At 29.3% G+C, this 12176-nt stretch carries 11 protein-coding genes and 1 CRISPR repeat array (1 of these 12 only partly in view); of the genes, 7 read left to right on the top strand and 4 right to left on the bottom strand.

Features of this window, described 5'->3' with window-relative positions; genetic code table 11:
- Nucleotides 1-62: a CRISPR direct-repeat array (repeat unit 31 nt; unit sequence ATTATTAGACTACCTATAAGGAATTGAAACT) (it extends 238 nt beyond the left edge of the window).
- A gap of 202 nt (nucleotides 63-264) precedes the next feature.
- The 6 genes from BUA90_RS08410 to hpt all read left to right on the top strand — a co-directional run bounded on the left by BUA90_RS08410 (nucleotide 265) and on the right by hpt (nucleotide 6997).
- Nucleotides 265-1626: a CCA tRNA nucleotidyltransferase gene (locus BUA90_RS08410; protein WP_330390708.1), complete on the top strand. Its 1362-nt coding sequence runs from the start codon at nucleotides 265-267 to the stop codon at nucleotides 1624-1626.
- A gap of 28 nt (nucleotides 1627-1654) precedes the next feature.
- Nucleotides 1655-1795: a hypothetical protein gene (locus tag BUA90_RS12515; RefSeq protein WP_170139262.1), complete on the top strand. Its 141-nt coding sequence runs from the start codon at nucleotides 1655-1657 to the stop codon at nucleotides 1793-1795.
- 133 nt (nucleotides 1796-1928) lie between these two features.
- Complete coding sequence (locus BUA90_RS08405; RefSeq protein WP_072967578.1) at nucleotides 1929-2861, top strand: 1-phosphofructokinase family hexose kinase; 933 nt, start codon at nucleotides 1929-1931, stop codon at nucleotides 2859-2861.
- Between the two features lie 186 nt (nucleotides 2862-3047).
- Nucleotides 3048-4799 (top strand): sigma-54-dependent Fis family transcriptional regulator, encoded by a 1752-nt coding sequence (locus BUA90_RS08400; protein WP_072967575.1) that lies wholly within the window; start codon nucleotides 3048-3050, stop codon nucleotides 4797-4799.
- Nucleotides 4800-5053: 254 nt separating this feature from the next.
- Nucleotides 5054-6355, top strand: a complete 1302-nt coding sequence (locus BUA90_RS08395) for an L-cysteine desulfidase family protein (RefSeq protein WP_072967573.1) — start codon at nucleotides 5054-5056, stop codon at nucleotides 6353-6355.
- 111 nt (nucleotides 6356-6466) lie between these two features.
- A complete protein-coding gene (gene hpt / locus BUA90_RS08390; RefSeq protein ID WP_072967571.1) occupies nucleotides 6467-6997 on the top strand; it encodes a hypoxanthine phosphoribosyltransferase in 531 nt (176 codons plus the stop codon).
- A 52-nt stretch (nucleotides 6998-7049) separates the two neighbouring features.
- Here the strand turns inward: hpt and dapD are convergent, their stop codons facing one another.
- The 4 genes from dapD to BUA90_RS08370 form a co-directional block, all read right to left on the bottom strand.
- On the bottom strand, nucleotides 7050-7781 hold the full coding sequence (gene dapD / locus BUA90_RS08385; RefSeq protein WP_072967569.1) for a 2,3,4,5-tetrahydropyridine-2,6-dicarboxylate N-acetyltransferase: 732 nt from the start codon (nucleotides 7779-7781) through the stop codon (nucleotides 7050-7052).
- A 42-nt stretch (nucleotides 7782-7823) separates the two neighbouring features.
- Complete coding sequence (gene dapB / locus BUA90_RS08380; protein ID WP_072967567.1) at nucleotides 7824-8573, bottom strand: 4-hydroxy-tetrahydrodipicolinate reductase; 750 nt, start codon at nucleotides 8571-8573, stop codon at nucleotides 7824-7826.
- A 12-nt stretch (nucleotides 8574-8585) separates the two neighbouring features.
- Entirely contained in the window at nucleotides 8586-9467 is an 882-nt protein-coding gene (gene dapA, locus BUA90_RS08375; protein WP_072967565.1) for a 4-hydroxy-tetrahydrodipicolinate synthase, read from the bottom strand.
- A 111-nt stretch (nucleotides 9468-9578) separates the two neighbouring features.
- Nucleotides 9579-10574 carry an aspartate-semialdehyde dehydrogenase gene (locus tag BUA90_RS08370; protein WP_072967562.1) on the bottom strand — a complete coding sequence of 332 codons (996 nt, stop codon included), beginning with the start codon at nucleotides 10572-10574 and terminating at the stop codon, nucleotides 9579-9581.
- 364 nt (nucleotides 10575-10938) lie between these two features.
- On the opposite strand from BUA90_RS08370, the gene BUA90_RS08365 reads away from it, so the two are divergent.
- On the top strand, nucleotides 10939-12105 hold the full coding sequence (locus BUA90_RS08365) for a M20 metallopeptidase family protein (protein ID WP_072967559.1): 1167 nt from the start codon (nucleotides 10939-10941) through the stop codon (nucleotides 12103-12105).
- Nucleotides 12106-12176 lie beyond the last annotated feature (71 nt).

The following is a 12176-nucleotide window of genomic DNA, read 5'->3' as shown; positions in this document are numbered from 1 at the left end:
TTATAAAACTATGATACGTCCCTAAAGCAGCATTATTAGACTACCTATAAGGAATTGAAACTTTTCTATGTTTAAGAAGATGTAATGAGTTCCTAAAAGTTATCAGACTACCTATAAGGAAATTTTATTAATATATGATAGAATTTAAACCTTCGTAAAATTAATATTTTGACGAAGGTTTTCATGTTTTTTTGTAGAAAATAAAATTATAAAATGTTGTTATAAAAAATGGCAAAATATAAGAAATTCGGAGGTAGTAATATTTTGAAAATAAAAATTCCTGAAGAAGTAGAAAAGATATTAAATACTTTATATAAAAATGGTTTTCAAGGATATGTAGTTGGAGGATGTGTAAGAGATACTCTTTTAGGTAGAATTCCTAATGATTGGGATATAGCTACAAATGCTAAACCTAATCAGATGTTAAATATTTTTAAGGATTATAAAGTAGTACCGACAGGGATAAAACATGGGACAGTAACTATTATTGTAAATAATAAACAATTTGAAGTAACTACTTACAGAATAGAAGGAAAATATTCTGATAATAGAAGACCAGATAAAGTCGAATTTACAGATGATTTAGAAAAAGATTTAAGTAGAAGAGATTTTACTATAAATGCAATGGCTTATAATTATGAAAAAGGGCTTATAGACCCTTATAATGGATTTTCAGATTTACTAGATAAAAAAGTTAAATGTGTTGGGAATCCAGATAAAAGATTTGAGGAAGATGCTCTTAGAATGATTAGAGCAGTAAGATTTAGTTCACAGCTCGATTTTGAGATAGACGAAGCTGTAACAATGAGTATAGTTAAAAATTCAAAACTTGTGCGTAATATAAGTAAAGAAAGAATTAAAACTGAGCTTAATAAGATTTTATTGTCAAATATACCTTCAAATGGGATAAAAACTCTTGTAGATACAGATTTGATTGATTATATAATACCTGAAATAAGAGAAATTGTTGGATTTAAGCAGTATAGTCCATATCATGATAAAGATGTTTTTTATCATACTATGACTACTCTTGATAATACAGAAAGTGATTTAATATTAAGGTTATCAGCATTACTGCATGATATAGCTAAACCACGATGTTTTACAATCGATAAATATAATATAGGACATTTTTATAATCACTGTGTAGTGGGAGCAGAAATGGCAGAAGAAATATTGAAAAAACTTAAATATGATAAAAAAACTATCAGCTCTGTAAAAATGCTTATAAAAAATCATATGTTAAGATTAAATGAGATTACAGCTAAGACAGTTAAGAGACTTATAAATAAAATGGGTACAGAAAATGTTGAAAGATTGTTTAAACTTCAGATAGCAGATGTAAAGGGAAGTAAGTATCCACATGATTTTTCAAATATAGAAAAAGCAGTAGATTTGTATAAAAAAATATTATCTGAAAAAGAACCTTTAACTCTTAAAGATTTAGATATTGATGGATATGATTTGATTGAGATTGGCATACCAAGAGGTAGAGAAATGGGAATTATTTTAAAAAAATTGTTAGAAAAAGTTTTTGAAAGCCCTGAGATGAATAAAAAGGAATTATTGATACAGGAAGCGATTTTTATTTACAATAATATCAGAGAAAAAACTAATTTGAGTTAAAAAGTTTTAATTTGAATGGAGGAAAAATATGAAATACTGGATAGTAGGAGCTGTTATTTTACTTATTATATTAACATCAATTCAATATTCACTAAACAAAATAATTGTTTTACTAAAAGAAACAAAGGATATATTATACAGATTATACAATAAAAGGGATTATGATTAATATATATTAGTAGTATTTACCTAATTTGTCTGTAAATTTTATTTTTTGAAGTAATAAATGTTACAAAGTTCTTTAAAAGTAAGTGATTTTATTGTATAATACTATTTGACTTTACTTTTAAGAAGGGGTTATTATGATTACAACAGTAACGTTAAATCCGGCTATAGATAGGTCGTATATAATAAATAATTTTCAACTTAATAAAGAGTATAAGGTTGATGAAGTAACAGTCACTGTTGGCGGAAAGGGTATAAATGTAGCCAAGACTGTTTCTATACTTGGAGAAAAGCTTAATGCTACGGGTTTTTTAGGTGGCATAACAGGTGAGTATATTAAAAAGCAGTTGATGGAAATGGGTATAAAAACTTCTTTTGTAAGTATCAGTGATGAATCTAGAAATTTAACTGCTATAATAGACCCTGTAAATAATGTTGAAACGACTGTTAATGAAGTAGGCCCCTTTGTAACAAAAGAAGAACTGACGAAGTTTATTAAAGAATACATAAAGATATTGAAATACAGTCAAATTATTATTGCCTCAGGAAGTGTACCAAAAGGAGTTCCTAAAACTATATATAGAGATATGGTAAAAATAGCTAAGGATAATAATGTACTACCTATAATTGATGCTTCAGGTGAGTTTTTAGAAGAAGCTATTAAAGCAAAGCCGTATATGATTAAGCCAAATTTAAATGAACTGAAAAATATAGTAGGTTATGATTTAAAAAATGAATATGAAATAATTCATGAATTAAAATATATATGTAAGCAAGGAGTAGACATAGTAGTTATTTCATTGAGTAGTGATGAAGCAATATTTGCAGCTAAAGAAAGAGTGTTTAAAGTAAAGGCTCCAGAAATGACACCAGTAAATATTATAGGTTCTGGAGATGCTCTAGTAGCTGGTTTTGCAGTAGCTATTATAAAAAAATATTCTTTAGAAGAAGCTTTTAAGTATGCAGTTGCATGTTCATCTGCAAGTGCTTTGGAAAAGGAAATTAGTTTTGTAAATAAAGATTTAGTTGAAGAAATATATGGACAAGTAAAGATAAAAAGACTTGAATAATAGTTTCTAGTAAAAGACCTATGGGAAGATTTTAATATTTCCATAGGTTTTTAATATATTTTAGGTATTTTAAGAGTTAATTTATAATTTAATATTTCTAAAAACGCTGAAATAAATAGTAGAGAACTTGAAGGATTAATTTTAAGATATGTACTTGCAGTTTGAAGCGTTGAAAGAGGTGATATTATGCAGTTATTTAGGATTTCTAATATTGTTCAAAGGATTGCAGAGGCTATTGAAAGCGTTATAAATGTAGATGTTACTATAATAGATAATAAACTGAACAGAATAGCAGCTACTGGACTTTATACCGAGAATATAGGTGCAAGAATAAATGATAAGTCAGTTTTTGCATATGCTTTGAAAAGTGGAGAGAGTTTTATAATTGAAAATCCTAGAATTCATAAAGCATGTAGCAGATGTGAAAAAAAAGAGAGTTGCAGGGAATTTGCTCAAGTTTGCTGTCCTATAAAGGTAAATGGAACTATTATAGGTGTTATAGGATTGATTGCATTTGATGAAAAACAGAAAGCTTCAATATTGAGTAATAAACATAATTTGTTAGAATTTTTATCTAGGATGGCAGATTTACTTGCTACTAAGTTAATAGAAAAGAAGAAATCAGAAGAAATAAAACTACTAATAGGTGAACTTGAAGTTTTATTTGATTCGATTGATAGAGGACTGATGCTGGTAGATGCAGAAGGAAATGTTCTTCACTACAATTCAAAAGCTATTGAAATATTAGGAAAAGAACATATAGACAATATTAATAAAATAACTAGACATTTTGATATAAAAAATATAGTTAGTAAAAAATTAAATATTAGAAATAAAGAATTTTATCACAGTATAAACGGAAATAATTTTAGAATAGTATATAGCGTAAAACCAATAGAAGTAAATGGCAAAATTGTAAGATTAGTTATAACTCTTAATAAAATAAATGAAATTATTAACGTAGTAAATGATGTTACAGGTGCTAGCATGGAGATGAATTTTGATGATATTATTGGAGAGAGTATATCAATAAAGATGGTTAAAGATTATGCTAAGAAAGCTGCAAGGAGTTCTTCAACTGTGCTTATTCAAGGAGAAAGTGGTACAGGAAAAGAATTGTTTGCAAGAGCTATACATTTTTATAGTGATAGAAGAAAATATCCATTTATACCTATAAATTGTGCAGCAATACCTGAAAATCTTCTTGAAAGTGAACTCTTTGGATATGAAGAAGGAGCTTTTACAGGTGCTAAAAAGGGAGGAAAAACGGGAAAATTTGAATTAGCGAATAAAGGAACTATTTTTTTAGATGAAATAGGAGATATGCCGCTTCATCTTCAGACAAAATTATTGAGAGTTCTTCAGGAAAATATGATTGAAAGAGTAGGTGGAAAGAGATTTATACCTATTGATGTGAGAATTATAGCAGCAACAAATAAAAATCTTGAAAAAAGGGTTGAAGAAGGTGAATTTAGAGATGACCTTTATTATAGATTAAATGTAATTCCTCTTTATATACCACCGCTCAGGGAACGAATTGATGATATACCTATATTGGCATATAAATTTCTTAACAAATTTAATTATAAACTTGGAAAAAATATTTCACATATAAGTGAAGAAGTACTTCAGTTTTTTAAAAATTATGATTGGCCGGGTAATGTTAGAGAACTTGAAAATATAATTGAATATGCAGTAAATATGGCATCTTCTAATTGTATAAGTATTAATGATTTACCTAATAGGATAAAGAACAAGCATGTAAAAAATATGGCAGCAGATGATATAATAATATCAATTCAAGATTTGGAAAAAAGAGAAATATCAAAAGCAATTAGAAAATTTGGAAGGACAAAAAAAGGTATAGAAGAAGCTGCTAAGGTGTTAGGGATTAGTAGAGCAACAATATATCGCAAGTTAAAGAAATACAGTATTTAATTCTCATAATGAGAATAAAATCTCAATATGAGAATTATTTTTTTGCTCTTATTCTCAAAATGAGAATAATTTACTTATATGAGTGTTAAGGTATGGTGTTTGTAGTATTGAGTTTAAGGCAAAATTATTAGAAATGTTTTTTAAATAAGCTAGTTTTGTTATTGGCATAAAAATTGCTTTGATTAATGATTGTGAAATGTAGTTAAGCGGCTAAGTTTTAAAATATATTTTAAATAGAGCGGGAGGTTATAAATATGGATAAAAAGAAAATTATAATTGAAACTTTAAAAAGAGAAGTTGTACCAGCAATGGGCTGTACAGAACCTGTGGCTGTTGCACTTGCAGCATCAAAGGCTAAAGAGGTATTAAGTGAAGATGATATAAAGGAAGTTAGTATTTTAGTAAGTCCAAATATATATAAAAATGGGTTGTGTGTTGGTATTCCAAATACTGACGAAGTAGGGCTTTATATTGCAGGAGCTTTAGGGATAGTAGCTGGAAAATCAGAAAAAGATTTAAGAGTTTTAGAAGGAATAAAAGATTCAGAAGTATTAAGTGCAAAAAAAATGCTTGAAAATGATGTTTTAAAATTGGACATAAAAGATACAGATGAAAAGATATATATTGAAGTCTTTGTAAGAGGGAAAAAAGGAAGTGCAAGAGTAATTGTAAAGGAAAGACATAATAAATTTGTATATATAGAAAAAGATAATGAAGTGTTATTTAAAGAAGAGCAAAATAAAAATGGCGGTGGATATAATGAAGTTTTAAAGGAATTGTATAGTTTGAGAATAAGGGATATTATAAAAGCTATTGAGAAAATAGATTATAAGGATATAGAGTTTTTATTAGAAGGTATAGATATGAATGAAAAAATTGCAAAAGCTGCAATTGAGAAAACATATGGTATCGGTGTGGGTGCAGGATTTTATGAAAATATAAAAAATGGTGTGATGGCAGATGACTTTATCAATAATGCTATGATGCTTACAGCAGCTGGAGCTGATGCTAGAATGTCAGGACTTAATATGCCTGTTATGAGTAGTAATGGAAGTGGAAATAATGGGCTAACTGCTATTTTACCGCTTGTTGCTTATAAAAATATTTATGATGTAGATGAAGAAAAATTATCTAAAGCATTGGCTATAAGTCATATTATAAATGGATATATAAAATATTATATTGGCAGATTATCTCCACTATGTGGCTGTGGAGTTGCAGCTGCAACGGGAGCTAGTGCTGCTATAGCATGGCTTATGGGAGCAGATTATGATAAGATAGATGGAACGATAAAAAATATGATTGCAAATATAAGTGGTATGATTTGCGATGGAGCAAAAGTTGGATGTGCTCTAAAACTTGCTACATCAGCAGCAACTGCTATACAATCAGCTATTTTAGCTATAAATGGAAGAATAGTTCCTCCGAGAAATGGTATAGTGGCAGAAACAGCAGAAGATACAATAAAAAATTTAGGTATGCTTGGACAAGATGGAATGAATATTACAGATAGGGTAATACTAAGTATAATGCAGAAGATGGAGAAAGCTGTATAGATAGAGTTTTAATATGTTATAGTTATTAAATTTAAAATTAGAATTGACATTTTCCACAATATTATTTAGAATATTTTATAATAAATTTTACAAAATTGTGGAGGTCAAGACATGGATATAGAAAACAAGAAAAAAGAAGTATTATTGTCAAGGGAAGATATACAGAAAAGAGTTGAAGAACTTGGAAAAGAGATTTCAAATGATTATAAGGAGAAAAATTTACTTGTTGTGTCTTTACTAAAAGGTAGTTTTATATTTACTGCTGATTTAGTTCGAGAAATAGATATTCCTGTGAAAATTGAATTTATGACTACTTCAAGTTACGGACATTCAGAAGAGTCATCTGGTAAAGTAAAAGTTCTTTATGATATTAAGGGCAGTTTAGAGGGATATGATGTTTTGATAGTTGATGATATTGCTGATACAGGTATTACTATGAAATATATTATAGAGTATTTAAAATCTAAAAATCCAAGCAGTATTAAAAGTTGTGTATTGCTTGATAAGCCTTCAAGAAGAAAGGTTGAATTAGAGCCTGATTATGTAGGTTTTACAATACCTGACAAATTCATTGTCGGATATGGTCTAAATTACGGCGATTATTATAGAAATGTACCATATGTATTTGCTTTTGTTGATTAGAAAGAAACCAGTAGTCTATTTTATATTTTAAATAAGACTACTGGTTTCTTTATTAACCTCTTAAGTCTTCTAAAAGCTTAGTTTTTTCAGAAGTTTTCTCATCTTTATTTTTTATTATTTTAGCTGGTGCTCCTGCTACTACGACATTTGGAGGGACATCTTTTGTAACTATGGAGCCAGCAGCAACAACAGCATTTTCACCTATTTTTACACCTTCTAAAATTACTGCATTTGCGCCTATCATGACATTGTCTTCAACTATTACAGGGGTAGCACTAGGAGGTTCAAGAACGCCTGCTAATACAGCTCCAGCTCCTACGTGGACATTTTTACCAACTGTCGCTCTTGCACCTAATACTGCATTCATATCAATCATAGAATTTTCTCCTATTTCACAGCCTATATTTATAACTGCTCCCATCATTATTACTGCATTTTTTCCTATTTTAACTCTATCTCTTATTATAGCTCCCGGTTCAATTCTTGCATCAATTTTTTTTATATCTAATAGAGGAATGGCAGAATTTCTTCTATCATTTTCTATTACATAATCTTGCACCTTAGAATTATTTTTTTCTAAAAATTCAACTACATCTTTGTGTTCTCCAAATATAATCCAAAAATCATTTGAACCGAAAATTTTAATACTTTTGTGTGAGCAGTTAGCTAAATTTCCCTTTACATAAACTTTTACAGGAGTTGATTTTTTAGCTTCTTTTATGTATTTTGCTATTTTATATGGGTCAGTTAAATCGATATTTGCATTTCGTCTTTCGTTTGTCATTAGTTTTATCAATCCTTTCTGAATACTTTTTTTCTCCTGAGTTTATTTTAATATATCTGACATGTTGTATAAACCGGAAGTTTTATTTGCTAAAAATTTTGCAGCTTTTATTGCACCGGCAGCAAATATTTTTCTTGACATTGCAGTATGTTTTATTTCGATTATTTCATCAGGACCTGCATATATTACTGTATGCTCACCAACTATTGTACCGCCTCTGACAGCATGTATACCTATTTCATTTTTGTTTCTTTTAGCTGATTTTCCATATCTTCCGAAATTATATTCTTTTGAGTTATTGAGTGTTTCATTTATTGCATCAGCTATCATGTATGCAGTTCCACTTGGAGCGTCTAACTTTCTATTGTGATGTTTTTCGATGATTTCTATATCGAATGATTCGCTGAGCACTTTAGCAGCTTCTTGGGCTAATTTAGTTATTAGATTGACGCCTAGTGACATATTTCCGGATTTGAATAGAGCTACTTTATTTGATGCATCTTTTATTTTTTGTATAATTTCTTCATCGAGTCCCGTTGTACATATGACAGCAGGAGTTTTAGTTTTAACACTGTAGTCTATTAAAGCTGGCATCATTGAATGATGAGAAAAGTCAATTATAACATCGGCTTTTATAGTGCAGTCTTTAAAATCTTTGAAAACAGGAAATTTGTTGTGTTTTTTTGAAATATCTATACCAGCTACTATTTCTATATTATTTTCACTTTCTATTAACTCTGTTACAACCTTACCCATTTTTCCATTACAGCCAGATAAAAGTACTTTAAGCAATATAAACTCCTCCTATTCAAGAATTCCATAATCTTTCATTCTGTTTTTTAATATTTCAAGATTTTTATCAGACATATCAACTAAAGGAAGTCTTAAATTACCCATTTCAAAACCCATTAAATTCATTGCAGTTTTAACGGGGATAGGGTTAACTTCAATAAAAAGTGCATCTATGAGAGGTTTCATTTTGAGTTGAAGTTCACATGCTTCTTTTATGTCGCCATCAATAAATTTTTGAACCATATCATGAGTGTCTTTTGGAGCAATATTGGCTATAACAGATATTACACCATCACCTTTTAAGGACATTAAAGGGACTACCATGTCATCATTACCTGAATATATATAAAAGTCATCAGGTACAAGTCTTGCTATTTCTGCAATTTGTGAAATATTTCCACTTGCTTCTTTAATTCCTTTTATATTTGGATGTTTTGCAAGTGTAGCAAGTGTAGAAGGTAGTATATTTACTCCAGTTCTTCCGGGTACATTATAAATTATAATTGGAATATTTACTGCATCTGCTACAGCGGTAAAGTGGGCAATTAAGCCTTTTTGAGTTGATTTATTATAATATGGAGTAATTACTAATAGTCCGTCAGCTCCAACTTTTTCAGCATATTTACTCATTTCTATTGAGTGAGCAGTACAGTTGCTTCCGGTTCCAGCTATTACAGGTATTCTCTTGTTTACTTTTTCGACTGTAAATTTTATGGTTTCTTTTTTTTCATCATCAGACATTGTTGAAGCTTCTCCTGTAGTTCCGCATACAACTATAGCATCAGTACCTTGCTTAATATGCCATTCAATTAATTCGCCTAATTTTTCGAAATTAACTTTGTCATCTTTAAATGGTGTAACTATGGCAACTCCAGAACCTCTAAAAAGTTTCACTTAAATCATCCTTCCTTAAGATATTAAAAGCTTTTCAATATAATAATATTTAGAAATTCAAATAACTATACATTTAAAATTATACCCGAACAGGATTATGCTCGGGTATAATTAAAAAAATTTTAATAATTCTTCTGCTATTTGAACAGCATTAGTTGCAGCACCTTTTCTTATATTGTCAGCAACTATCCAAAGATTTAAACCGTTATCTATACTGTAATCCCTTCTTATTCTACCTACATAAACTAAGTCAGTACCTTTTGCATTTGTAGCGAGAGGATAGACATTATTTTTAGGGTCATCTTGCACAATTATTCCGGGGCTGTTTGATAGAAGTTTTTTTACATCTTCAATTTCAAATGGATTTTCAAATTCTATGTTTACTGATTCGCTGTGGCAGTCGAATACTGGAACCCTGACAGTTGTAGCAGTTATTTTTAAATCATAGTCTCCGAGAATTTTTTTAGTCTCATTTATCATTTTCATTTCTTCTTTAGTATATCCATTATCCATGAAAACGTCTATATGTGGAAGACAATTATTTGCTATTGGATGAGGATAAGCTTTCATAATATTATTACCCTTTAAACCTTCTTCTAAATCTTTTACTCCTTTTACACCTGAACCCGAAACAGCTTGATAAGTTGAATAGACGATTCTTTTTATTTTATATTTATCGTGTAGAGGCTTAAGTGCAACAACTGCTTGAATAGTTGAGCAGTTTGGATTGGCTATAATTCCTTTGTGCCATCTTATATCTTGCGGGTTTACTTCGGGAACAACTAATGGTATATCTTTTTCCATTCTCCATGCACTGCTATTGTCGACTACGATAGTGCCTTTTGAAGCTGCTATTGGGGCAAATTTTTTACTGATTTCTCCACCGGCAGAGAAAAGAGCAATATCTATATCTCTGTCGAAAGAATCTTCTTTTAATTCTTCTACAATATATTCTTTTTCTTTACATTTTAGTTTAGAACCTGCAGATTTTGCTGAAGCGAATAAGTATAATTTATCAAATGGGAAATCCCTTTCTTCGAGAACTTTTAAAAAAGTTCTACCAACCATACCTGTTGCACCTACAATGGCAACATTAACTTTTTTCAATGAAAAGACCTCCAATCTTATAAAAAATAAATTTATATTTATAAATTTTATTTTAAAAATATACAAAATTATAATCTAAAAAAATAAACATATGTATTTTTTAAAAAGCTTTAAAAGACTATAAATTAATTTATATGGTATCATTTAAGCAGATATATGTCAATATATAGGAAAAAAGAATAAATATAAGTTTGTTTATAGTAGAAAATGAGAAAAATATATCAAATTTATGTTATTCTATAAATATAAATTATAAAGAGTTTCAAGTTATATACTTCAAGTTTTAGATGATTTTTAAAGTTTTAATTGATAAAATGGTATTATCTATAATTCTATTATATTAATATACGTTAGAGGTGATAATATGATTCAGGTATGTAAAGAAATAGAAAATTTGTCTGATGAAATTATAAATATAAGACGGTATCTTCATCAAATTCCTGAGCTGGGATTTGAAGAATATGAAACTAGCAAGTATATTGCAAAATATCTTGAAGACATAGGAATACAGGTTTATAAAAATGTGGCTAAAACAGGAGTAGTAGGCTATATAAGAGGAAATAATCCAAAGAGGACAGTTGCTTTTAGAGCTGATATTGATGCATTACCAGTAGAAGAAAATACAAAAGTGCCGTACTGTTCAAAATATCTTGGAAAAATGCATGCATGTGGACATGATGGGCATACGGCTATATTGCTTGGACTTGCAAAATATCTTTCATTAAATAAGGATAAGCTTAGAGATAATGTGCTGTTAATTTTTCAGCCTGCAGAAGAAGGACCCGGTGGGGCAGAAGTAATAATTAGAGAAGGGATACTTAAAAAGTTTAAAGTAGATTGTATATATGGATTACACTTGTATCCTGAAGTAGAAGAAGGTAAAGTTGCTTTGAGGAGTGGACCGCTTATGGCACAAACCGGTGAGTTTGATATTTATATTTATGGAAAGAGCGGACATGGAGCTATACCTCAAAATGCAGTAGATTCTATAATTATTTCAGCAGATGTTATTAATTCACTTCAAACTATAATAAGTAGAAGTATAAATCCTATTAAACCAGCTGTATTGACTATTGGAAGAATTGAAGGCGGAGAAAGAAGAAATGTTATAGCTGGAAAAGTTGTTTTAGAAGGGACAATACGAGCATTTGAGGAGTCAGTATATAATAAAATAAAAGATAGAATGATTGAAATACTTAAGGGAAAAGAAATTGTACATAATTGCAAGATAGAATTGATATTTAGGGATATGTATCCGCCGGTAAATAATGATGAAAATATGGTAAATAGATTTATAGATATTATTGGTAAAGAAAATATAGAAATAATTGACCCGCAAATGATTTCTGAAGACTATTCTTATTATCAGAGAGAATTGCCGGGGCTATTTTTCTTTCTAGGAGTAAGGAATGAAAAAGAAGGATATATTTATCCGCTTCACAATTCGCAGTTTAATTTCAATGAAAGAGTACTTGCTATGGGAGTTCAGATATATGTTAATTTATTAAAGGGCAATGGATATATAAGTTAACAGTTAATAAGTAATAGTGAATAATGAATAAGTAAATATGAGCAGTAAATTTTTAAAGAGTTTCCAAAATA

The sequence above is a fragment of the Caminicella sporogenes DSM 14501 genome, from assembly GCF_900142285.1.
GTDB lineage: Bacteria > Bacillota > Clostridia > Peptostreptococcales > Caminicellaceae > Caminicella > Caminicella sporogenes.
The sequence above is the reverse complement of the archived record's forward strand: the minus strand, read 5'-3'. Positions and strand labels throughout refer to the sequence as shown.

Coding starts and splice junctions, on each gene's coding strand:
- BUA90_RS12515 (WP_170139262.1), top strand. CDS start 1,655: ATGAAATACTGGATAGTAGGAGCTGTTATTTTACTTATTATATTAACA.
- BUA90_RS08405 (WP_072967578.1), top strand. CDS start 1,929: ATGATTACAACAGTAACGTTAAATCCGGCTATAGATAGGTCGTATATA.
- BUA90_RS08400 (WP_072967575.1), top strand. CDS start 3,048: ATGCAGTTATTTAGGATTTCTAATATTGTTCAAAGGATTGCAGAGGCT.
- BUA90_RS08395 (WP_072967573.1), top strand. CDS start 5,054: ATGGATAAAAAGAAAATTATAATTGAAACTTTAAAAAGAGAAGTTGTA.
- hpt (WP_072967571.1), top strand. CDS start 6,467: ATGGATATAGAAAACAAGAAAAAAGAAGTATTATTGTCAAGGGAAGAT.
- dapD (WP_072967569.1), bottom strand. CDS start 7,781: ATGACAAACGAAAGACGAAATGCAAATATCGATTTAACTGACCCATAT.
- BUA90_RS08365 (WP_072967559.1), top strand. CDS start 10,939: ATGATTCAGGTATGTAAAGAAATAGAAAATTTGTCTGATGAAATTATA.